The organism is Microbulbifer variabilis (assembly GCF_056232115.1).
On sequence record NZ_CP174325.1, the window covers coordinates 1676444 to 1699125 of the forward strand.

The window sequence follows — 22682 nt, forward strand, 5'->3', positions numbered from 1 at the left end:
AATTTCCTATTCACGCTAATAGTTCACATAAAGTCTACCCACCCCATGGAGTGGGCGTACTTTATTAGCATCCCGCTACACATAAGAACGACTACTCCTCTCAGGTAGGTAGGATTAATTCTAAATAGGCAGTGTGACCCTATCCACGCACCTATGATTTGTCCAATCATCATTAGGATGCCTACTATCCACGCAATATGTCCGGCAAGTAAAAATATAATTAAAGAGGCTAAATTGGTGGAGAAGTTTAGAGGTTTTGCCATCGCAGTAGATGTCAATATATCTTGTCCCCGGCAAGCTATACCTGACAGGGTAAAAAATGACCCTGTTCCAGGTCCGAACATGCCATCGTAGTACCCAATCAATGGAATTACCCCATATTTATATTTTCTGCTGGATAATTTTGGCTCCTCATTATTCTGAGTCAATGACGGGGAAATTAGGAAATAAACGGCAATAAATAAAAGCACTACAGGAATTATATATGACAAGATGTCAGTGTTAATAAATTGTACTGCTATTGTTCCAATAGCCGCACCAATAAAAGCCGGTAGCATTAAGCTCTTAATCCCACTCCAGCTTATTTTACTGCTCTTAATCATCATATAAGTTGCAGTTGCTGTACCGATACTGCCTTGCAATTTATTGGTGCCTAGGGCGGTTAAGGGCGGTACACCACTCAGAATTAAGGCCGGTACTGTTATCAGGCCGCCACCACCTGCCAATGTATCGAGTAGGCCGGCTATTACGGCAATAAAAAACAAAATAGACAATAATTCAATAGAGAAGCTTGCGAACTCCAAGAGAATACCTCCTATCGCATGTTGCTAAGACTTAACTTTCAATAACCGTCTTTATTTTTCTTCCACCATGTTAGGAAATTTTCCCCAATGGAATGCTGTGGTAGGGAATGGGAATCTCTTTCTATCCCCTGTTCCTTTTCCATTTCAGTGACCTTTTTATTCGCCGTGCTAAACCAAACCTTGGGGTCTTTTATTCCCTGCTGTAGAGCATCGCCATAGAGTGCAGAACTGAACCAGGTGCGCTGGGAGTCGTCGCTGCAACCAAAAGAGGTTCTGTTATCGGCAGCGGAGGTAAATACGATACGATTTGGGGTGCTCAAAGGCTCAATCCACTGGCCGGAATAGCAGGCTGAAATTACTATCCACTGGTACCTTACATTAAGGTTATCCAGCCATTTTTTTCCGTCTGCCACAGAGAGATCCTTTAGTGGCATTTTACCCTCAGCAATTGTTAAGTCGCCATTGCGTGCACCGTGACTGACAAGGTGCACTAGCAGTAGGTCTTCCTGTGGGTCCAGTAACTGATCCAGGGCATTGAGACTTTCTTGGATACTGGTGCGGGTGGCGAGAGGAAAACTGTAGCCGCCACCGTTACTGAGGCGCAGTACACGCTCATCAATACCAAAGGCCTTATCAAGGCGTTCTGACACCCAATCCAATTCTCTGGCAAATACCGGAGAGGTGCCATCACCGCCTACTAACAGCGTGTACACATCGCGTACACCAGGCCTCTGCGGTGCCAGTGCATCAATAGCGCTTTGTAAGCGATCACTCTCGCTGTAAAGGCGTGTTTCCGCCTCGGCTTCAGGAATTTCTTGTTGTGTACGCCAGGCCGCCTCACTGGGAAAATAGATGCCCTTAGCAAAATAGCCGGACTCTTCAATAGTATTTCCCTCGCCATCAATGCTCACACGCTGGCCTTCTCCATCCGCCTCTCCGTAGCGAAAGTTGGCGCGAATAGTGGTCCCATCAGGTTGGGTCAATTCACCAGCGCCAGAGTAAAAGCCGTATTCGAAGTCGCCTTTGTATCTGTAGCCTTTGTTATCTGAGTAGTCTCCGCGTAGAAACATTCCCTGCTCGAAAGTGCCTTTATATTGACTGCCATCTTCAGTGGTCAGCTCACCTTCACCGTGTGGACCGTAATCCAGAAACTCACCACTATAAGTTTCTCTGCCATCCCATTTTGCTGTGCCTCTTTGCAACTCCCCATCATTGAAATGACCCGACCATTCATTTTCACCACAGGTATAGCGGCCTTCGCCATGTGGTTCTCCATTGAGGAATTCACCCTCATAAGTACAGCCATCTGTTTTGGTAAGTAATCCCTGGCCGCTAATGCGGCCATTGTGAAATTCCCCGCGATAGTGATTACCATCGGGCCATTGCAACTGGCCCTGACCATGGAAAAGGCCATCTTGTAAGTCACCTTTGTATACAGAACCATCTGGCAGGGCGGTGCCGCCTGCAAACTGTGTTGGCTCGCAGGCACTGAGAAGAAGAAAAAGAGGGGTTAAGTAGGCGTATCTCATTCCATGGTCCATCATTGATGCTCTGGAGTGAGATTAACAAAATGGTGCCAACAGGGCTCTAGGCTTTATTCAGCTGCTCGAACTTAAGCCCGTATTTTTCCAGCAGCTGGCGTACCCGGTGGGAATCGTTGTTGGATTTTTTAGCTGTGCGGCTTATCTGAAAAAGCCGGCGCCCGGCTTCCGCCATGGAGCTGGATTCCTCACAGACTTGGATCAGTCCTGCCAGTTTGATCTGCTCGTAGTAATCCATCTGTTCAATATTGCCGGGGCCCAGTAGCGCTTCAATACGTGCAATGGGTAGCGATGACTCATTGGTAGAGGCTTGCCACTTTAAGCACAGTCGCTGGATTTCCTCTTCCACCACTTCAGTGGTAATACGCCCACCATCGGCGAGAGTGCCCATGCGCAGGATACTGGCGTTAAGGTCGCGAAAGTTAGCGGACCAGCTGGCCTCTCCTGAATGGCCAAAGTTGAGATATCTCTCCCGTGCCGCTTTATTGAAGCTCACTAAATGGCCAGACTTTCTGGAAAAAGCCTCCAGCTCAAAGTCGATATTGGGTTCCAGGTCTTCAATACGTTCACGCAGGGAGGGCAGGCGGTAAGTCCACAGGTCAATTCGGGCAAGCAGGTCCGCACGAAACTTACCTTCGCGGCTGTGCTGGACAAGATCCCGGTTAGTACCGGCGATCAGCTGGAAGTGACTGCTCACCTCTTTGTCTGAGCCAAAGGGCATAAAACGTTTGTGTTCTATAGCGCGTAACAGCATGGCTTGCTCGTCCAGTCCCAGCTCGCCGATCTCGTCCAGAAAAAGTAGGCCCTTATCAGCTTCCATCAACAGCCCGGGACGATGTGCGGTGGCACCGGTAAAGGCGCCTTTGCGGTGGCCGAACAGAGCGGACATGGCATTTTCGCCGCGCAGAGTAGCGCAGTTTACTGCTACCAACCCGCCTTCCAGCTTACCGCGCTGTTTGCGCAGCTCATAAACACGCTGGGCCAGTTGTGATTTACCCGCCCCCGTAGGGCCGGTTATTAATATTGGGGCGTCAGAGCGGATAGAGACCTGCTCCAGCTGCTCGATCATCTGGTTAAAAGCGAGATTATTAGTTTCAATGCCACCTTTCAGGTAGGTGGTGCCCTCTTGGTGTTCCCTCTGGAATCGCGAGGCAATCTGATCGTATTTGGATAGATCCAAATCGATAATTTGGTACTCGCCCGGCAAACCACTGTGCTTGCGTGCCGGGGATGTTTGTAGCAGGCGCCCGGGGAAATACCCCGCTTCTGTTAATAGATATAGGCAGATCTGGGCCACATGGGTGCCCGTGGTGATATGTACCAGGTACTGCTCATCATCCGGCTTGAAGCTATAGGCGTGGGCGAAATCCAGCAGGTTGCTGTATACGCTCTCGAAATCCCAAGGGTCGTTAAAGTTCACCCGGTGGTGGACCACTTCAGTCTCTGGAGAGACCCGTGCAATATCTTCGGTGACCTGGTCTGCCAGGTTCTTTGAGTGATTGTCGAACAGAAGTTCCAGACGGTCGATAAGCAGGTCTTCGTGCTGGCACATGGATATGTTTGGGCGCCATTTGTCCCAGCGCTTGTCACCTTTGCCGCGCCGATCTTTGCTGGTACCGAGAATACTGATAGCAATTGTCTTCATGATATCTAAAATATTATTTTACTATCAAAAAAGATAGATATTCATGGCTTTGTTATTTCAAAAAAACTCTCAAGAGTTTTGGTATTAAAAATAAATTCCATAAAAAACAACAAGTTATAAAAAATTTCCAACTTTGATAAAAAGTTGGCACTCAATTCGCTATATCAATAGAAAAGTGAAGCGTAAGAATATCGAGCGCGGTTTCAAAAGGAGTTAAAGATGAAACCAATGCCATATGAAGTGATGCAGGCAGGTGGGGTGCCGATTAAGTCCTGGACCCTGGGAGTGCCCTTTGAGGATGAAGCCAAGGCGCAGCTCAAAAATATTTCTCAGATGCCCTTTATCCACAAATGGGTGGCAGCGATGCCCGATGTACACCTGGGCAAAGGCGCCACGATTGGCAGTGTGGTACCTACCCTGGGGGCGGTAATTCCCGCCGCTGTGGGTGTGGATATCGGCTGCGGCATGATGGCGGTGCGAACCAGCCTTACAGCGGCGCAACTTCCGGATAACCTGGCAGGGGTGCGCAGCGCTATTGAACGCGCAGTGCCCCATGGCCGTACGGGCCGGCACCGGGGCAGGGGGAGGGATAAAGGTGCCTGGGAGAATCCGCCGGATGATGCACTTGCCGGTTGGGCGCCATTGGCAGCGCAGTTTGAGTGGCTTAAAGAAAAGCACCCTGTATTAAAAAATACTAATAACATCAACCACTTGGGAACATTGGGCACCGGCAACCACTTTATTGAGATGTGCCTGGATGAGCACGGTAGCGTATGGCTGATGCTGCATAGCGGTTCCCGTGGTGTGGGTAACCGTATTGGTACCTACTTTATCGAGAAAGCCAAGCGGGATATGGAGCGTTGGCATATCCATCTGCCGGATAGTGACTTAGCATATTTCCCCGAAGGCACAGAGCATTTCGATGACTATGTACTAGCGGTGGAATGGGCACAGGAGTTTGCTCGTATCAATCGTGAAGTAATGATGACGCGTACTATCGGTGCGGTGAAGCAGGCTCTGGGCATGGATTTCGAAGCGCGCATGGAGGCAGTGAATTGCCATCACAATTATGTTTCCCGAGAGCACCACTACGGCAAGGATGTGCTGGTGACGCGCAAGGGGGCTGTAAGAGCTCGTGTTGATGAAATGGGCATTATTCCCGGGAGTATGGGGGCCAAATCTTTTATTGTGCGGGGGCTGGGTAATGAGGAAAGCTTCTGCAGTTGTAGCCATGGTGCTGGGCGAGTGATGTCGCGTACCAAGGCAAAAAAACTGGTGTCCCTGGAGGAGCACCGCGCGGCTACCATCGACGTAGAGTGCCGTAAAGACGAAGGTGTGATCGACGAAACCCCATCGGCCTACAAACCTATTGAGAAGGTTATGGCAGCACAAAAAGACCTGGTGGAAATCGTTTACACCCTCAAGCAGGTAGTCTGCGTCAAAGGATAATCGGTGTCGGTCAGGGATAAGGCCTTCAGTATATAAAGAATGCCGGAGATAGTGCCCAACGGGCCGGTTCTCCGCAAACAAGTTTGAGTGTTTTTGTTCCAGTCAGCGGAGCCGGTTCTGTATGCCGGCCTGGCACCACCGCCGCTGGCGGCAGGTGTACCCTCTGGGCCAATCCTCAAACGCTAACTTTGTAGCTCAATTGGTAGAGCAACCGTTTTGTCGGTTGGTTACGGGTTCAATTCCCGTCAAAGTCACGTCGCCTGGAAAGCGATCTTAAGGGAAGGCGAGAGCCTGGGGTTCGAATCCCCGCAAAGAAACCCTCTTTGTTGAAATCTATCCGGGGCCCATTGTGCCTTATGGTTTCGGCAATTCGGTATTATACCAATTGCCAAACAAAAAGGTACTTCGGTGACAGTGTCGCCTTTCGTGGGTTTACACTGTGCGAGCGGATTACAGGTTATGCATTGACTCTATTTTGACCAGGGATGTTGGCTGTATTTCCCAGGAGAGGAGAAAGAAAAAGTCTGCAAAACCGCTGTATTTTGCTCCTACTTTGTACAAGCGCTGGGCCACCCTGGGATCGGGTGGGCCCCACCCAAAAGGAATAAAAGATAAGAGATCGGAGAAATGAAGTCTCTCTTTAAAATATGGAAGATTGTGGATGTGGCTGATAACGAGCGTGCATTGCTGTTTCGCCGCAGTCGATTTGAAAGGGTATTGCCTCCTGGACGTCACCGTATCTGGCTGCTTTCCGGTGATGTGCGGGTGGAGACCTATGATATTACCGAAGTGGTTTTTGATGCGATTAAAGCAAAATTCCTTCTGAATACTTATGGACAAATATTGAGTGAATATTTGCAGTCCTATGAGTTATCTGATCATCAGGTAGGCCTTTTTTACCAGGATGGTCACCTGGTGGATATCCTTCCTCCTGGTACTTATCGCGCTGTGTGGAAGGGTAGTGAAACTGTGCGTGTAGGTATTGTAGATATTTCAAAGGAGTATTCCATTGATGACAATATATTGGGATTGCTTGGTCGTGGGGTGAAGGTCGGACAAATGCGTATTGCCGCTCAGGCGGTTAGCTACAACGAAATTCCCGATGAGCACGTAGGCCTTCTGGTTGTTAATGGCAAACTGGAAAAAACCCTGCAGCCCGGTCGTTATGGATTCTGGAAGTACAATCGCTCCATCCTGGTGAAATTGATGGACATGCGCTTGCAAACTATTGAAGTGAGTGGCCAGGAAATTCTTACCAAGGACCGGGTAAGTTTGCGTATAAACCTGAGCGGTAATTTCAAGATTACTGATCCAAAGCGGGTAGCATTAAAACTCAGTGACTACAAAAGCTATATTTATCGTGAATTGCAACTATATCTGCGTGAAGCAGTGGGTACCCAGACTCTGGATAGCTTGTTGGCGGATAAGGATCGGCTGAATATTGTTATTGCTACGGGCATTCGTAAAAAAATAGCGGAGTACGGTATCGAGATCGTCAGTGTCGGTGTGAAAGACATTATTTTACCAGGCGATATGAAAATGATTCTAAATCAGGTAGTGGAAGCACAAAAAGAATCTGAAGCGAATTTAATAAAACGCCGGGAAGAGACCCAGGCCATGCGTTCCATGCATAACACCGCCAAGATGATGGATAACAATCCTGTGTTACTGCGGTTAAAAGAATTAGAGTCGCTGGAAAAGGTCAGTAATCGTATCGATAAAATTTCAGTATACGGCGGTCTTGAGGGTGTGCTTAATGATTTAGTGAAACTGCGCCCAACTGCTTGAATAAAATAAAGGCATCGAAACCATTTAGTGGTATTTAAGGGAATTATTAGTGATTGAGATTGATGGCGCCCAGGGGGAGGGTGGCGGCCAGATTTTACGGACTTCCCTCACTTTGTCCATGTGCCAGGGAATACCGATTCGTATTAAAAATATTCGAGCAGGCCGCAATAAGCCTGGACTATTACGCCAACATCTCACTTGCTTACGCGCTGCCAAAGCTATTAGTGATGCTGATGTTAGCGGTGAGCAGCTGGGGGCTACGGAAGTTACTTTTATTCCGGGAAAAGTACGATCTGGCGAGTTTCATTTTTCCATCGGCTCGGCCGGTAGTACCAGCTTGGTATTGCAAACGGTGTTGCTGCCTCTTTTATTTGCTGATGGTATTAGTGAGCTGCACTTGGAAGGGGGTACCCACAATAAAAAGGCCCCAAGCTTTGATTTTATAGCCCAGGTTTATTTGCCTCTATTAGCGCGTATGGGCGCGGGAGTGGAGGTGGAGCTAACGGATTATGGTTTTTATCCAGCTGGTGGCGGTGCCTGGCGTGCGCGTATCCACCCCCTCTCCAATTTATCAAAACTGGAACTGACTGAAAGAGGAGAGCTGCTGGAGCGCAAAGCTGTAGCCATATCCGCGAATATACCGGCTCATATTGGCTTGCGTGAACTGGCGCAGGTGAGTAAGCAATGTGAGTGGCCGGCTGAGTATTTGCAGCGAAAACAGGTGCGTTCCCAAGGGCCCGGTAATTTGCTGTCGCTGCGGTTGCAATCTGAACAGGTAACTGAAATCTTCGATTCCATGGGCGAGCAGGGCGTAAGTTCAGAGCGGGTTGCCCAGCGTGCGATTCGGCAGATGCAGCGTTATCTGAATTCTGGTGCGCCGGTAGGTGAATATCTGGCCGATCAACTGTTATTGCCTATGGCTTTGGGCAATGGTGGTCGCTTTTATACATTGAAGCCCAGCCAGCATTTATTGACCAATATTCAGGTGATCCAGAAAATTGCCGGAGTTAATATTCAGTTGCGCGAGTTAGGTGAAGATACTTGGGAAGTAACGGTTGGTGCTATTTAGATGCAAAATTGTAATTGAGGGATACGGGAGTAGCTCTAATGGCGAAAAGTTGGATACAGTTTTTCCTTGTTTTTTGATACTGGGAACGGCACATAATTTCCTTGGCCGGATTCCCGGTTTGCATATTGTTTATTAAATGATTCAGCAAACTCCTTTTCCTCGCTATGTTGCTGATCTTTGAAAACTCAGCTTTATACAAATTGAAGACCAGCGGTTGTAATGGAAAGTGGCCCTACTCTCTATGTTACTCTGGTGGTTGAAAATCATCTAATGATTAATCGTCGCAGTGAGGATTACCGTCAATACAGCACTCCTCCTGCAGGAATTCCACCAGCCTGAATAGTTCTTCATACTGAGGCACACAATAGAGGGTGCGGCCCTCTCGTCGTTGAATGACCAACCCCACAGATACCAAACGGTTAATGTGGTGGGAGAGAGTGGAGCCAGGAACATCCAGCGCTTCCTGTATTTCTCCAACAGGCATGCCCTCTGGGCCACCTCTGACCAATAGGCGGAATATTTCCAGGCGGGTTAAATGGCCTAATTCAGCGAAGCACTTGGCGGCTATGTCTGTCTGCATTGTTGTGTTCCTGGGGCTCCAACATTTCTATATTACTAGAAATAACTTGTAGTCACAAAAAAGCTGCACTAATATATTTCCATGAATCTAGAAATACGGAATTAATGCAATGTCTCCAGAAGTTCTTGTAATGCTTGAAGAGGCGCTGGGCATGTTTGTATTGCTCGGTATCGAGCTGACAGCGTTATTTTTGGTAATCAGTTTTATTATTGGCGTAATTCAGGAATACCTGCCGTCAGGAAAAATCCAGGCTATTCTCAGCTCAAAGAATGGCCGTGGCTACTTTTCTGCAGCGATACTCGGTGGTCTGACACCATTCTGTAGTTGCTCAACCATCCCTATGCTGAGCGGCCTGTTGAAAGCCCGAGCCGGTTTTGGACCAACAGTCACCTTTTTATTCACTTCGCCACTTTTGAATCCCATCATTATTGGTCTATTCCTTGTGACCTTCGGCCTTAATATCACTTTGGTTTATGCCGCAACGGCACTGGCAGTTTCAGTGACTGCTGGGTATGTATTGGAGCGGCTCAACTTTGCTCGCTTCATTCGCCCGGAAGTATTGAAGGGGAATACTGGAAGCGGCTGCTCTGGTGCGAGTAAACCCAGGAAACCAGAGACTGGCGGCTGTGGTGCCAGTGCATCTGCAACTACTTGTACAGAAGAGAAAGCTTGCAATGGACCGCTTCCCCAAGTCGCCGCTTGCGATGGTACCGTTGCATTGAGTGCCGTGCAGGACAATCGCTGGGTGCGGATCTGGCGGGAAACCTGGAGCCAGTTTAAGAAAGTACTGCCCTACCTGTTGATTGGGATCGCAATCGGTGCTTTCACCTACGGCTTTATACCTGCAGATTTCATTGCAAAGTATGCTGGAGCCGGTAACCCTCTCGCCATCCCTTTCGCGGCAGTAATTGGGGTCCCGCTATATATCCGTGCTGAGGCCGTAATCCCCTTATCTGCGGCGCTGCTCGCAAAAGGCATGAGTATGGGGGCAGTAATGGCATTGATTATTGGCAGTGCCGGTGCCAGCCTAACTGAGGTGATCCTACTGAAGTCGATGTTCCGCAAACCAATGGTAGCGGCTTTCCTGCTAGTGATCTTCGGTATGGCAATTTTTGCAGGTCTGCTGTTCCACCTGTTTTTCTCATAAACCCCTGAACCACATGTAGGAGCAATGATGGACTTTGATAAAAATAATTCCGGTGCTGAAAATCACTTTGTGCGTAACAGCCCATCGGCACTTAAAAATATTTTTGGCACAGAGAAAGTAACTCCCTTTTGGGTAGCGGATATGGATTTCAATGTAGCCGACCCTATTAGAGCAGAATTGCAAAGGTTGGTGGATAGAGGGCAGTTCGCCTACGAGTTCTACCCCGAGGGGATCTTTAGTGCAATTAGTAGTTGGTATCAGCGGCGTCACAATTTGCGGTTAGAAACGGATAAATTTGTTCAGGTTACAGGCGTTTTGACTGGTATTGCGCTATTGATCCGTGAGCTTACTGAAAAGGGTAATTCCGTTCTGGTTCAGCCCCCGGTCTATCACCAATTTAGTAAAGTGATCCAAAGTGCAGGCCGTAAAATTGTTAAAAGTCCGTTGCGAATGAGTGATGGAAGGTACCGGATGAACTTTACGGATCTGGATAAGCAGTTCGCAGATCCGGAAGTAAAAGCAATGATCCTTTGCAATCCGCACAACCCGGTTGGGAGGGTCTGGCAAAAGGAAGAGCTGGAAAAGCTCCTGCAATTAGCCAATAAATATAATGTGACCATTATCAGCGATGAAATCCATGGTGATATTATTTATTCGGGTCATCAATTTACCAGCTTGATGGCTCTGGATTCAGAGAAACATGTAGCCTTGATTGGCTCGCCAGCTAAGACTTTTGGTATGCAGAGTATTTCCAATGGATACATCTATACCCAAAACAGCAGGTTGCTACAGGCAGTTAGTGATAAAAGTGAATCCATGTATCTGAATCACGGCAATGCCTTCACCACTTTTGCAACTATTGCTGCTTTTGAAAAGGGGGATGCCTGGCTGGATCAGTTACTGGCTTATCTTCAGGATAACTTGGGTTGGATAAAGGAGTTTTTGCTGGAGGAATTATCGGTTGTAAAAATGACGTCCGTAGAAGGTACCTATCAGGTCTGGCTGGACTTTTCAGAAACTGGCTTTGCGGGTAGAGAGCTTACTACAAAATTGGCTGAAGCCGGCTTTGGCGCATCGCCAGGAACCTGGTTCGACGACACAGCAACACAGTTTGTACGGATGAACTTTGCTGTACCCAGGGCCGATATAAAAAAGGCCTTCCTGCGTTTAAAAGAGGTTTTTGCAAAGCCCAATACAAGTTCTGGGAGCAGTGCCGGTGATAGAAAGTGTTGTGGCTGCTGCGATTAGCTCAAAGTATCATCGTTTGCTAGTTGTCTATTGTTAGTAAGTATTTGGGCGGCCTCCAGTGCCGCTCAAGAAGTTCTTAAGGCTACCAGGTAGATAATGGTCCCAGCCACTTTTGCACATATCCCAACATTTCATCTCAGGGGAAAGGCCAATGTGGGTAAAAGTAACCAGAGTTCCCTTATTTTCCTCAGAAAACTCGAAGCGCAGGGTACTGCCCTTCCACTCCTCGGGGTCATCCACGTTATCGGACACCATATTCGACTCGATGCATTCGAGCTCAATCAGTTTTTCTGGCTTCAATGTTTTGGCGCGGAAAACCCAGTAAGACTCTCCCTTAAAACCGGTTTTGGCAGTGTCGCCCACCTTTAGAAAGGGTGCGCTTACCGGTGTCCACCACTGGGACATTTTTTCGGCTACCGCTTTATAAGCATCTCCCTGGGAGCTTGGGCTAAAAAATGAGGTGGTGTAGTTGGACATTACCGCTCTCCATAAGGTTGTTGTAATTGGCCCAGCAGGGCATTCATTAAATACTATTTATCTTTTACCAATAATCCAGAGACTTCGCCTTTGGGGTCCAGTTTTGTATGCAAGTTAATGAACACTTTATTATCCATTAATCCTTTCCGATAAGGTTCCTCGACAAGCCATTTCCCCATAATAAAACCGCTGTTGCCCTCAGAGCATTTCTTTTTAAGTCCGTGTTTATCCTTGTCTGTTTTGGTAGCGGGCCAGTCTGGGACCATCCCCGGTTGGGTTGGCATACCACAGATAGTTTGAATAATCGGGCCGCTCGCCTTGCCAGGCTTGCAAATAGGAGGTTCCTTGCCGTCGCCCGAACACTGGAGGTGGAAATGCGACATGGCGACTCCACCCTGTGATAGATCACTGTACCCAACCATAAAGCTCAGCATATGCGTCTGGTTGTTATAGGCGCCGATTAAGAAACCATTAGCATCTTTAGGGGTTTGCGGATTGACTTTTTTACCGAGCATATTTTCATTAGCAGTGGTTAGGTCAGCTTTAAAGATGGTAAACCGCTTGTCATCTCCCGCATCAGACCAGGCTTTCTCGCCAGCACCATGTTTAGCGGTTGATGTATCTTTTTCTTTTTTATTGTGGCTATCGGCAGTTGTGAAAGTGGAATAGGCCAGTACAAGCATCGCCATTATTGAAAAAACGGCGATGGGCAATGAATTCAGTTTCATTAACCTCTCCTCTTTATTAAATCAATATTGTCATTGCACGGTGGAAAATGGGATGCCAGCCCCTAAACAAGACTTATTCACCATGATGAATGGGGACAAATCATGGGGTGTATTGGCGATAAGTACTTGTAGCATATGTGGTAGGTATTGGCCTTACGGGGCCAATTTAAAAGACAGTATTTTTTACCCTATTTTTTATCCTGGACATGTTTAAGGTTGGGCGAACCCCGCGGTGGGAGCCTGGTTCACAGCGACCTACTGGCTCACGGAGTGGGGAATCAATCGGAAAATATTGGGATATTTCGCTGAATTTTATTAACAGAGGTATTTGCCAAATTTAAAAAACTGGTTACGGAGCTTATTTATCCGTGCCCAATGATTCTTCCATCTAAAGTGGGGTGCTATCACCCCACATCCTTCCAAACCAATTCCCGCTCCCGGGCATACAGGGGAATAAAGTTAAACCGCACTTCTGTGCCCCCCTCATCGCGCCGGCGAATATTTAATTTGCCGTTCAGGTTGCTGGCGCGCTCCTGCATAATCGACATGCCAAAGTGATTGCGCTTTTCCGGAGAATTGCTGATACCGACGCCATTGTCACGGATACGCACGTTGAGAGAGTGATTCTCGGCCTGGGTAAGGCTGATCTGTACCATATCCCCTTGGGAGTGGTAGACGGCATTTTGCGAGGCCTCGCGCACCAACTGCAAAAGGTGAATTTCCTCATGGGGAGTGAGAGGCACCTCGTTGAGGTGATAGTCGAGCAGGATGGTGATTTGCGGGTGTTGCTCACGGTAAGCGAGGATGGATTGCTCGAGGATATTACGCAGGCCACCGGGGCCTATTTGCAGGCGGAAGGTGGTGAGCAGTTCGCGCAACTGGCGATAGGAGGAGTCCAGCCCCTCCTTCAATTCGGTAATAATTTCCTCCACCTTGGCTTTGTCCATCTGCTCATTGCGGTTGGCGCGATTGAGCCGGGTAACCTGGATTTTCAGGTAGGAGAGGGATTGTGCCAATGAGTCGTGCAGTTCCCGCGCGATTATTGCGCGTTCATCCAGCAGGGCGACGCGGCGTTCCTGGGCTTCACGCTCGTTGATGGCGATGGCAGCGGTAACGCTGTCGGCAAAGGTAGCCAAGCGTTGTTGCTGCTCCTCATCGAGGCTTTCACCGCGGGGTAGGGTGCACATCAGTACGCCGTAATTGCGCTTGTCCACTTCCAGCGGGAAGCGGTACACGCGGTAGTCGCCCTCGTCGGAGGGACCACAGGTGCTTACGCACATGCGGCACTCATTACCGTCACACTGGCTGTTGCCGAGGCCCTGCACCAGGTGCTCGTAAGGAGCTTCGCCCTCGGGAGTCATCAGGCAAAGGTCCAGGTTGCTCAGATCGGCCACATTAGCGAACTCTCCCAGCCATTGTCCCAGCTCAGCACTTGCCAGGGGCCCCTCGCTGATACGTCGCGCCAGGCGGTATTGGAAGTCCAGTGCCTCGTGACTCTTTTGTAATTGTGCAGTTTTGAGTTCTACACGATGGGCAAGGTCACGGTGGGTTGCGTGGATCTCATCGCTCATGTAATTGATGGTGCGCGCCAACACCCCCAGCTCATCCTCACTGTCGATTTCCAGGCGGTGCCCGTTGAAGTCTCCCTGTGCAATGCTCAGGGAGCGGTTGGTGAGTTGCTTGAGTGGTTGTTCCACGGAGCGGTGGAGTATGTAAAGAGACAGGTACACTAGCGCCACTATGGCGAACAGGGAGCCCACCTGTACCAAGCGCAGCAAGCTGATCTTCTCTTCAGCGATGGTTTGGTAGTCGGATACCAGGGTATCTACATCGCCAATAAACGGTTCCAGGCGGTTAGCCAGCTGCAGAGAGTCCATGGGCAAGCGGCCGGCGGCAATGGATTCCAGCAGGGGGCGTATCTCCCCTTCCCAACTATCGATCACCTTGCGGTAGTTGTGTGCTGCGCGCAGGTTGTCGCTGGCGTTGAAGTCGGAGATGCTCAATACCCGAGCCAGGCGCGATGCAACCTCATCGGCGAGTTCGGTAGTGGCATCAATATCGCCGGAGGGGGCGGTAGCGGCCAGCCGGTAGCTCATGGCGCGCAGGGAGCCAGCCAGGTTTACCGCGGCGGCATCGTTTTCGGCGGCATCGGAGATGATATAGGACGCCACCATGGAGCTCAGGGCCACCAGCACGGTGAGCAGCATCAGGGTACCGATGCGGTAGACGATGGATTGTCGGATTCGGTTCAGCATATCTGATTCACTTCGCCCCTGGGCGGTTGTGGGAACTCCTCCCTATTGTGCCGCCCACGGGTGCTCAAATTTGTGAGTACCACCAAAGAACGCCAGTTTTGCACAAAATTTAACCTGATGCCTGCTTTTTAAGCGGAGGCCCAGCCACTCTGCGGTTCGCGCAATACCTTAGCCATGAGTTGGCGCCATTTCCCTACCCACTCTGGGGTAGTTCGTCGCTTTTCTACCCCTTTTTGGTCAGGTGATCCTTCCGCACAGCGCTTTTATATTCCCCGCTAAACCGATGCTTTAACCGCATTTCGATGCCCTGGGAGTACCGCATGAGCCATTTCCTGGACCGACTGAAATACCTGAAGAAACAAAAAGAGCCTTTTTCCGGAGGACACGGGGAAAAGACCGATGACGACCGCAGCTGGGAAGATGGCTATCGTCGTCGCTGGCAGTTCGACAAGATTGTGCGCTCCACCCACGGGGTGAACTGCACCGGCTCCTGCAGCTGGAAGATCTACGTCAAAGACGGCCTGGTCACCTGGGAGACCCAGCAGACCGACTACCCGCGCACCCGCCCGGACCTGCCCAACCACGAGCCGCGGGGTTGCCCCCGTGGTGCCAGCTACTCCTGGTATATGTACTCGGCCAACCGCCTCAAGTACCCGAAGATCCGCAAGCGTCTGGTAAAACTCTGGCGCGAAGCCAAGTTGAGACACAGCGATCCGGTAGAGGCCTGGGCCAGCATTGTTGAGGACCCGGCCAAGGCCAGGTCCTACAAAGAGCGCCGCGGTATGGGCGGATTTGTGCGGATCAAATGGGATGAAGCCAATGAGCTGATCGCCGCTGCCAATGTATACACCACCAAGAAATACGGACCCGACCGGGTAACCGGCTTCTCGCCGATTCCCGCCATGTCCATGGTCTCCTACGCTGCCGGTGCCCGCTATTTGTCATTGATCGGCGGCAACTGCCTGAGTTTCTACGACTGGTACTGCGACCTGCCGCCCGCCTCTCCGCAGATTTGGGGTGAGCAGACCGACGTGCCCGAGTCCGCCGACTGGTACAACTCCAATTACCTGATCGTCTGGGGTTCCAATGTGCCGCAGACCCGTACCCCGGATGCGCACTTCCTCAGCGAGGTGCGTTACAAGGGTGCCAAGACCTGCGTAATCACTTCCGACTACTCCGAGTGCTCCAAGTTTGGCGATACCTGGCTGGCACCGCGCCAGGGTACCGATGCGGCCCTGGCGATGGCCTTCGGCCACGTGATTTTGAAAGAATTCCACGTCGACAAGCCCAGTGCTTACTTCACCGAATATGTGCGCACCACCACCGATATGCCGATGCTGGTGACCCTGGAAGAGCGCGACGGCAAGCTTGTACAGGGCCGCTTCCTGCGCGCCTCCGACCTGGCGGATGACCTCGGCCAGGACAACAACCCCGAGTGGAAGACCATCGCCGTCAACCATGATGGCCAGCTGGTGTCCCCCCAGGGTTCTGTAGGTTACCGCTGGGGCGAGCAGGGAAAATGGAATATCGAACAGCGCGACGGCCTTAGTGGCGAAGAGGTAGAGTTGAAACTCAGCCTGAAAGACTGCGCCGATGAAATTGCCCAGGTGGCCTTCCCTTACTTCGGTGGCCAGAGCCACGAGCACGACTACTTCCAGCACACCGACCACAGCGATGTGATCGACTACAAGGTGCCGGTGAAGTACGTGCGGAACAAAGACGGCGAGGTGCTCAAAGTTGCCAGCGTCTACGACCTGACCCTGGCCAACTACGGCGTGGAGCACGGCCTCGACGATCCCAACTGTGCCCACAGTTACGACGAAGACAAGCCCTACACTCCCGCCTGGCAGGAGAAGATCACTGGCTGTCGCCGTGAGAACGTTATCCAGGTAGCGCGCGAATTCGCCAATACCGCCGACAAGACCCGTGGACGCTCCATGGTGATTGTGGGTGCCGCCCTCAACCACTGGTACCACATGGATATGAACTACCGTGGCCTCATCAATATGTTGATGATGTGCGGTTGTATCGGCCAGAGCGGCGGTGGCTGGGCCCACTATGTGGGGCAGGAAAAACTGCGCCCGCAAACCGGCTGGACCCCCCTCGCTTTCGGCCTCGACTGGCAGCGTCCGCCGCGCCATATGAACGGCACCTCCTTCTTCTACAACCACGCCAGCCAATGGCGCTACGAGAAGTTGGAGATGGACGAAGTGGTTTCGCCGTTGGCCGACAAGAGCAAGTGGCAGGCTTCCATTATCGATTACAACAGCCGCGCCGAGCGTATGGGCTGGCTGCCCTCCGCACCGCAGCTGGGTATGAACCCGCTGCAACTGACCAAAGACGCCGCCGCTGCGGGTATGTCCGCCAAGGATTACACCGTGCAGCAGCTCAAGCGTGGCGCGCTCAAGTTCGCCAACCAGGACCCGGATAATCCGCAGAACTACCCGCGCAATCTATTTATCTGGCGCTCCAACCTGCTCGGTTCCTCCGGTAAGGGCCACGAGTATATGCTGCGCCACCTGCTCGGCACCAAGCACGGCCTGATGGGTAAGGACCTGGGTGAAGCCGGCGGCAAGAAACCGGAAGATGTGGCCTGGCACGATACCCCCAGTGAGGGCAAAGTCGATCTGTTGGTGACACTGGACTTCCGTATGTCCACCACCTGTCTCTACTCCGACATCGTGCTGCCAACGGCCACCTGGTATGAGAAGGACGATCTCAATACCTCCGATATGCACCCCTTTATCCACCCGCTCACCAAAGCGGTGGACCCGGCCTGGGAAGCGCGCAGCGACTGGGACATCTTCAAAGGTGTGGCGAAGAAATTTTCCGAACTCACCGATGGCCACCTGGGGGTGGAGAAGGATCTGGTAACCCTGCCGATCCACCACGATACCCCCACCGAAATCGCCCAGCCCTTTGGGGTGAAGGCCTGGTGGAAAGGCGAGTGTGACCTGATCCCCGGCGTTACCGCGCCGAGCATGATCGAGGTGGAGCGCGACTACCCCAACACCTACAACCGCTTTACCTCTATCGGCCCATTGCTGGAAAAACTCGGCAACGGCGGTAAGGGCATCAGCTGGAATACCGATGACGAGGTGGACTTCCTCAAGAAGCTCAACCGCACCTGGAAAGATGAAAGCGCCCGCGATGGCCGCGCCCGTATCGACAGCGCCGTGGATGCCGCCGAGATGATCCTGTCTCTGGCTCCTGAAACCAATGGACAGGTAGCGGTGAAGGCCTGGGAAGCCCTGGGCAAGATTACCGGTCGCGATCACACCCATCTGGCCAAACCCAAGGAAGACGAGAAGATCCGCTTCTCCGATATCGTGGCGCAGCCCCGCAAGATCATCTCCTCGCCCACATGGTCCGGCCTGGAAGATGAGCATGTGAGCTACAACGCCGGCTACACCAACGTGCACGAGATGATTCCCTGGCGCACCATCACCGGCCGCCAGCAGTTCTACCAGGATCATGAGTGGATGCGCGACTTCGGCGAGACCATGTGTGTGTACAAGCCGCCCATCAACCTGAAAACCGTACAGCCGGTGCTGAACCAGAAGCCCAACGGTAACAAGGAGATCCTGCTGAACTGGATCACCCCGCACCAGAAGTGGGGTATCCACAGTACCTACTCCGACAACCTGCTGATGCTCACCCTGTCTCGCGGTGGCCCCATCGTGTGGATGAGTGAGAACGACGCCAAGCTGGCGGGTATTGAAGACAACGACTGGATCGAAATCTTCAACGTCAACGGCGCCATTGCTGCCCGCGCGGTGGTGTCCCAGCGGGTGCCAGACGGCATGGCCATGATGTACCACGCCCAGGAGCGCATCGTGAATACACCGGGAGCGGAAACCACCGGCACCCGCGGCGGTATCCACAACTCCGTAACCCGCGCGGTGATGAAACCCACCCATATGATCGGCGGCTACGCCCAGCAGTCCTACGGCTTTAACTACTACGGCACTGTGGGCTGTAACCGGGACGAGTTTGTGGTGGTGAGAAAAATGAACAAGGTCGACTGGCTGGATGGCGAAGACGTCAAAGAGCCGACCCGAGAGGAGGTGTAGCAATGAAAGTTAGAGCCCAGATCGGCATGGTGCTGAACCTCGATAAGTGTATCGGCTGTCACACCTGCTCGGTGACCTGTAAAAATGTCTGGACCTCCCGCGAGGGGGTCGAGTATGCCTGGTTTAACAACGTCGAGACCAAACCCGGTGTCGGCTATCCCAAAGAGTGGGAAAACCAGGACAAGTGGAACGGCGGCTGGACCCGCAAGAAAAACGGCAAGTTGCAGCCGAAGATCGGCAGCAAGCACCGGGTGCTGGCGAATATTTTCGGCAACCCGGATATGCCGGAAATCGACGACTACTACGAGCCGTTCGACTTCGACTACCAGACCCTGCACAAGGCGCCGGAGCAGAAGCACCAGCCGGTGGCCCGCCCGCGCTCGCTGATCAGTGGCGAGCGTATGGAGAAGATCGAGTGGGGTCCCAACTGGGAAGAAATTCTCGGTACCGAATTCGACAAGCGCAAGAAGGACAAGAACTTCGAGCAGGTCCAGGCAGATATCTACGGTGAGTTCGAAAACACCTTTATGATGTACCTGCCGCGCCTGTGTGAGCACTGCCTCAATCCCGCCTGTGTGGCCTCCTGCCCAAGTGGTGCCATCTACAAGCGCGAAGAGGACGGCATCGTCCTGATCGATCAGGACAAATGTCGCGGCTGGCGCATGTGCGTATCCGCCTGCCCCTACAAGAAGATCTACTACAACTGGAAAACCGGTAAATCCGAGAAGTGTATCTTCTGCTACCCGCGTATTGAGGCGGGCCAGCCAACTATCTGTTCCGAGACCTGCGTGGGCCGTATCCGTTACCTGGGGGTGCTGCTCTATGACGCCGACCGCATCGAGGAAGCTGCTGCGGTAGAAGACGAAAAAGCCCTCTACCAGGCCCAGTGCGATATCTTCCTCGACCCCAGCGATCCCAAGGTCCAGGAAGCTGCCCGCGCCGAGGGTATCCCCGAAGCCTGGCTCGAAGCTGCGCAGAAATCCCCGGTGTACAAGATGGCCATCGACTGGCAGATCGCCCTGCCGCTACACCCGGAGTACCGCACCCTGCCCATGGTTTGGTACGTGCCGCCGCTGTCTCCGATCCAGAACGCAGTGCAGGCCGGCCAAGTGGAAACCGTCACCGTGGGCCGCAGCGCCGAGATCCCGGATCTCTCCACCCTGCGCATCCCGCTGCAATACCTCGCCAACCTGCTCACCGCCGGCGACGAGAAGCCAGTGGCCCGCGCCCTGGAGCGCATGATTGTGATGCGCGCCTATATGCGCGGCATCCATGTGGACGGCGTGCAGGAACGCGAACTACTGGAAGAGGCGGGCCTGACCGTACAGCAGGTAGAAGAAATGTATCGCTATATGGCCCTGGCCAACTACGAAGACCGCTTCGTAGTGCCCTCAAGTCATAAGGCCTACGCGGAAAACGCCTACGACATGAAGTCCTCCTGTGGTTTCAGCTTCGGCAACGGCTGTAGCACCGGCAACGACAGCACCAATATCTTCGGCGGCAAGCAGCACGCAGTGCGCGAAGTAATACCAGCCAAAGTGGTCGACTGAGGCCGAGGGGAGAATACCGATGAAAGTGTTAAACCTGATTGCCCGCCTACTGGATTATCCATCCGAAGAGCTGGTGGCACACCTGGATGAGCTGACCAACTGGGTGGCGGAGTCCGATGAGCTGGATGCACCCCTGCGGGATATGTTGCTGGCATTTATTTCCCACTACGAGTGTATGGATGCGCTCGACTGGCAGAGTGAATACGACGGCCTGTTTGAGCGCGGCCGCGCCGTGTCCCTGCACCTGTTCGAGCATATTCACGGCGAATCCCGCGATCGCGGCCAGGCCATGGTGGACCTGACCGCGCGCTATCGCAGTGCCGGTCTTGAACTGAATGAACGCGAGTTACCGGACTATCTGCCCACCTATCTGGAGTTCTGCGCAACCCAGGGTGAAGAGGCCTACGGCTGGGTGCATGACATCACTCATGTCATCGCCTTGTTGAGCGCGCGCCTGTCCAAGCGCGAAAGCCCCTATCACTTGTTGATGGACTCACTGCTGCTGATGGCAGGTGTTTTTGTCGATCTGACTGCACTTAAGGAAGAAGTGGCCAACGAGGAACGCGACGACACCCCGGAAGCCCTGGACAAAATCTGGGAGGAAGAGGTGGTCAGTTTTACCGGCGCCAACAATTGCGACCAGTCCATAACGCGGCCCAGCGCAGCGCAGCTGCGCGACGGCCAGCCCCTAACCTGGGCCCCCAGTGCCAAAGATGCAGCGCAGAATTCTGCCCAGCCCGCACCACAGGAGTAACAAGATGAACTATCTGAATACGCTGCTCTTCGCCATTTACCCTTTCGTCGCCCTCACGGTCTTCCTGGTGGGGAGCCTGATCCGCTACGACCGCGACCAATACACCTGGCGCACCGGCTCCAGTCAGTTATTGGAGCGCAAACAATTGCGCATCGGCAGTTACCTGTTCCATATCGGGGTGATCGCCATTCTCGCGGGCCATTTTGTCGGCCTGCTCACGCCCAAAGCGGTGTGGCACTTCCTCGGCATTGAAGCCTCCACCAAGCAGATGATGGCAATGGGGATCGGTGGTTTCTTCGGGGTGATCTGCTTTATTGGCCTTACCATTTTGATCAAGCGCCGCCTCACCAATCCGCGAGTGCGCGCCACCACTTCCAAAATGGACCTGACCATACTGTTGATGCTCTACGCCCAGTTAATCCTCGGCCTGATCAGCATCCTGGTTTCCGCCGGCCATATGGACGGTGCTGAGATGCTCAAACTGATGGCCTGGGCCCAGTCCATTGTCACCCTCGATGGCTCCGCAGCCGCAGCGGCTATCGCCGACGTGAATATCATCTACAAACTGCATATTTTCCTCGGCATGACCCTGTTCCTGCTGTTCCCCTTCAGCCGCCTGGTACACGTATGGAGTGTTCCGGTGCAGTACTTCCGCCGCAATTACCAAATAGTCCGCGCCAAAGCCGCGCGCTAATCCCAGCAATTGTTAACCCGGCCCGCTATGAGCGGGCCTTGTGTGGAGTAGAGTCATGAGTGCATTACTGGCCTCCGACGCCGCCGGGCGCGAATTCGAACTGGCTGAAGCCGTGGCCGTTAACGGCAATGAAATCCCCGCAGACCTGATTTACCAGGAGATGCAATACCAGACCGCCAACTCCCCGCGCCAAGCGATTTACCGCGCAGCGCGGGCCCTGGTTATCGGTTGGCTTTTACGGGAAAAGGCCGCGGGGCAGGGGCTTTGCGCCGCCGATGAAGACCTGCATAGCGAAGCTTTCGATCACGCAGTTTCAGACCTTTTAAAAGGCGAGCTACAAGTGAGCCCGGCCAGTGAAGCCGAGTGCCGCGCCTATTTCGCAGCCCATCCACATAAATTCCGCTCCGATCCCCTCGCCGAAGTGCGCCATATCCTGATTCCGGCCGCACCGGATGACTCCGAAGCTTGCGCCAAAGCGCGCGCCGCCGCCGAGGATATGCTCAAGCAGATCCGTGCCGATGCCAATCCGCTACAGGCCTTCGCCCAGTTGGCCCAATCCCACTCCGCCTGTTCCTCCGCCGAAGCCGGCGGCAGTCTCGGCCAAGTGGGGCGCGGTGATACCGTCGCCTCCTTCGAGCGCGCAGTGTTCGAGCAGGGCACCGGTTTGGTAGCGGAACCCGTGGAAACACCTTACGGTGTACACCTGATTTATGTAGAGCAATGCGAGCCGGGCCGCCCGCTGGAATATGAATATGTTGCGGAGCGAATCGAGGAATACCTGACCGAAAAACGCCGCCGCCAAATGACCAGCGACTACCTGCAAAAAATGGTGCAGGCCGCGCAAATATCCGGCCTGGACTTATCGGGGGAGGCCCACTGAG

At 52.6% G+C, this 22682-nt stretch carries 17 protein-coding genes; 10 read left to right on the top strand and 7 right to left on the bottom strand.

Annotation, left to right across the window (positions count from 1 at the left end; translation table 11 throughout):
- Window positions 1–23 precede the first annotated feature (23 nt).
- Genes ACJJI7_RS07330 through rtcR form a run of 3 tightly spaced genes read right to left on the bottom strand, consistent with a single transcriptional unit; the run spans window position 24 to window position 3989 of the window.
- Window positions 24–803 carry a TSUP family transporter gene (locus ACJJI7_RS07330; RefSeq protein WP_444902401.1) on the bottom strand — a complete coding sequence of 260 codons (780 nt, stop codon included), beginning with the start codon at window positions 801–803 and terminating at the stop codon, window positions 24–26.
- A 38-nt stretch (window positions 804–841) separates the two neighbouring features.
- A complete protein-coding gene (locus ACJJI7_RS07335; RefSeq protein ID WP_444902400.1) occupies window positions 842–2332 on the bottom strand; it encodes a C13 family peptidase in 1491 nt (496 codons plus the stop codon).
- A gap of 58 nt (window positions 2333–2390) precedes the next feature.
- Window positions 2391–3989: an RNA repair transcriptional activator RtcR gene (gene rtcR / locus ACJJI7_RS07340; RefSeq protein WP_282951972.1), complete on the bottom strand. Its 1599-nt coding sequence runs from the start codon at window positions 3987–3989 to the stop codon at window positions 2391–2393.
- A gap of 219 nt (window positions 3990–4208) precedes the next feature.
- Between rtcR and ACJJI7_RS07345 the strand changes: the two genes are divergently transcribed.
- From ACJJI7_RS07345 to rtcA, 3 genes are all read left to right on the top strand, one after another.
- Complete coding sequence (locus ACJJI7_RS07345; RefSeq protein WP_444902399.1) at window positions 4209–5438, top strand: RtcB family protein; 1230 nt, start codon at window positions 4209–4211, stop codon at window positions 5436–5438.
- Window positions 5439–6065: 627 nt separating this feature from the next.
- Window positions 6066–7226, top strand: coding sequence for a slipin family protein (locus ACJJI7_RS07350; protein ID WP_444902398.1), 1161 nt, complete (start codon window positions 6066–6068; stop codon window positions 7224–7226).
- A 49-nt stretch (window positions 7227–7275) separates the two neighbouring features.
- The gene (gene rtcA / locus ACJJI7_RS07355; protein WP_444902397.1) at window positions 7276–8295 is read left to right on the top strand and encodes an RNA 3'-terminal phosphate cyclase; all 1020 of its coding nucleotides are present in this window, start codon (window positions 7276–7278) and stop codon (window positions 8293–8295) included.
- A 274-nt stretch (window positions 8296–8569) separates the two neighbouring features.
- On the opposite strand, the gene ACJJI7_RS07360 is transcribed toward rtcA, so the two are convergent.
- Window positions 8570–8875, bottom strand: a complete 306-nt coding sequence (locus ACJJI7_RS07360) for an ArsR/SmtB family transcription factor (protein WP_020413766.1) — start codon at window positions 8873–8875, stop codon at window positions 8570–8572.
- A gap of 109 nt (window positions 8876–8984) precedes the next feature.
- Between ACJJI7_RS07360 and ACJJI7_RS07365 the strand changes: the two genes are divergently transcribed.
- Both ACJJI7_RS07365 and ACJJI7_RS07370 read left to right on the top strand, forming a co-directional pair.
- Window positions 8985–10022: a permease gene (locus ACJJI7_RS07365; protein ID WP_444902396.1), complete on the top strand. Its 1038-nt coding sequence runs from the start codon at window positions 8985–8987 to the stop codon at window positions 10020–10022.
- A gap of 27 nt (window positions 10023–10049) precedes the next feature.
- The gene (locus tag ACJJI7_RS07370; RefSeq protein ID WP_444902395.1) at window positions 10050–11270 is read left to right on the top strand and encodes a MalY/PatB family protein; all 1221 of its coding nucleotides are present in this window, start codon (window positions 10050–10052) and stop codon (window positions 11268–11270) included.
- A 33-nt stretch (window positions 11271–11303) separates the two neighbouring features.
- On the opposite strand, the gene ACJJI7_RS07375 is transcribed toward ACJJI7_RS07370, so the two are convergent.
- The 3 genes from ACJJI7_RS07375 to ACJJI7_RS07385 all read right to left on the bottom strand — a co-directional run bounded on the left by ACJJI7_RS07375 (window position 11304) and on the right by ACJJI7_RS07385 (window position 14730).
- Entirely contained in the window at window positions 11304–11747 is a 444-nt protein-coding gene (locus tag ACJJI7_RS07375) for an SRPBCC family protein (protein ID WP_444902394.1), read from the bottom strand.
- A gap of 53 nt (window positions 11748–11800) precedes the next feature.
- Window positions 11801–12475, bottom strand: coding sequence for a CHRD domain-containing protein (locus ACJJI7_RS07380; protein WP_020413762.1), 675 nt, complete (start codon window positions 12473–12475; stop codon window positions 11801–11803).
- Between the two features lie 404 nt (window positions 12476–12879).
- Window positions 12880–14730: a histidine kinase gene (locus ACJJI7_RS07385; protein ID WP_020413761.1), complete on the bottom strand. Its 1851-nt coding sequence runs from the start codon at window positions 14728–14730 to the stop codon at window positions 12880–12882.
- A gap of 320 nt (window positions 14731–15050) precedes the next feature.
- On the opposite strand from ACJJI7_RS07385, the gene ACJJI7_RS07390 reads away from it, so the two are divergent.
- Genes ACJJI7_RS07390 through ACJJI7_RS07410 form a run of 5 tightly spaced genes read left to right on the top strand, consistent with a single transcriptional unit; the run spans window position 15051 to window position 22681 of the window.
- Window positions 15051–18803 (top strand): nitrate reductase subunit alpha, encoded by a 3753-nt coding sequence (locus ACJJI7_RS07390; protein ID WP_444902393.1) that lies wholly within the window; start codon window positions 15051–15053, stop codon window positions 18801–18803.
- A gap of 2 nt (window positions 18804–18805) precedes the next feature.
- The gene (narH, locus tag ACJJI7_RS07395) at window positions 18806–20353 is read left to right on the top strand and encodes a nitrate reductase subunit beta (RefSeq protein WP_282951963.1); all 1548 of its coding nucleotides are present in this window, start codon (window positions 18806–18808) and stop codon (window positions 20351–20353) included.
- 19 nt (window positions 20354–20372) lie between these two features.
- Window positions 20373–21107 (top strand): nitrate reductase molybdenum cofactor assembly chaperone, encoded by a 735-nt coding sequence (gene narJ, locus ACJJI7_RS07400; protein ID WP_444902392.1) that lies wholly within the window; start codon window positions 20373–20375, stop codon window positions 21105–21107.
- Between the two features lie 4 nt (window positions 21108–21111).
- Window positions 21112–21801, top strand: a complete 690-nt coding sequence (narI, locus tag ACJJI7_RS07405) for a respiratory nitrate reductase subunit gamma (protein WP_020413756.1) — start codon at window positions 21112–21114, stop codon at window positions 21799–21801.
- Between the two features lie 55 nt (window positions 21802–21856).
- Window positions 21857–22681 (top strand): peptidylprolyl isomerase, encoded by an 825-nt coding sequence (locus ACJJI7_RS07410; protein WP_282951960.1) that lies wholly within the window; start codon window positions 21857–21859, stop codon window positions 22679–22681.
- The last annotated feature ends 1 nt before the right edge of the window (window position 22682 follow it).

Coding starts and splice junctions, on each gene's coding strand:
- ACJJI7_RS07335 (WP_444902400.1), bottom strand. CDS start 2,332: ATGAGATACGCCTACTTAACCCCTCTTTTTCTTCTTCTCAGTGCCTGC.
- rtcR (WP_282951972.1), bottom strand. CDS start 3,989: ATGAAGACAATTGCTATCAGTATTCTCGGTACCAGCAAAGATCGGCGC.
- ACJJI7_RS07345 (WP_444902399.1), top strand. CDS start 4,209: ATGAAACCAATGCCATATGAAGTGATGCAGGCAGGTGGGGTGCCGATT.
- ACJJI7_RS07350 (WP_444902398.1), top strand. CDS start 6,066: ATGAAGTCTCTCTTTAAAATATGGAAGATTGTGGATGTGGCTGATAAC.
- ACJJI7_RS07360 (WP_020413766.1), bottom strand. CDS start 8,875: ATGCAGACAGACATAGCCGCCAAGTGCTTCGCTGAATTAGGCCATTTA.
- ACJJI7_RS07365 (WP_444902396.1), top strand. CDS start 8,985: ATGTCTCCAGAAGTTCTTGTAATGCTTGAAGAGGCGCTGGGCATGTTT.
- ACJJI7_RS07370 (WP_444902395.1), top strand. CDS start 10,050: ATGGACTTTGATAAAAATAATTCCGGTGCTGAAAATCACTTTGTGCGT.
- ACJJI7_RS07375 (WP_444902394.1), bottom strand. CDS start 11,747: ATGTCCAACTACACCACCTCATTTTTTAGCCCAAGCTCCCAGGGAGAT.
- ACJJI7_RS07380 (WP_020413762.1), bottom strand. CDS start 12,475: ATGAAACTGAATTCATTGCCCATCGCCGTTTTTTCAATAATGGCGATG.
- ACJJI7_RS07385 (WP_020413761.1), bottom strand. CDS start 14,730: ATGCTGAACCGAATCCGACAATCCATCGTCTACCGCATCGGTACCCTG.
- ACJJI7_RS07390 (WP_444902393.1), top strand. CDS start 15,051: ATGAGCCATTTCCTGGACCGACTGAAATACCTGAAGAAACAAAAAGAG.
- narH (WP_282951963.1), top strand. CDS start 18,806: ATGAAAGTTAGAGCCCAGATCGGCATGGTGCTGAACCTCGATAAGTGT.
- narJ (WP_444902392.1), top strand. CDS start 20,373: ATGAAAGTGTTAAACCTGATTGCCCGCCTACTGGATTATCCATCCGAA.
- narI (WP_020413756.1), top strand. CDS start 21,112: ATGAACTATCTGAATACGCTGCTCTTCGCCATTTACCCTTTCGTCGCC.
- ACJJI7_RS07410 (WP_282951960.1), top strand. CDS start 21,857: ATGAGTGCATTACTGGCCTCCGACGCCGCCGGGCGCGAATTCGAACTG.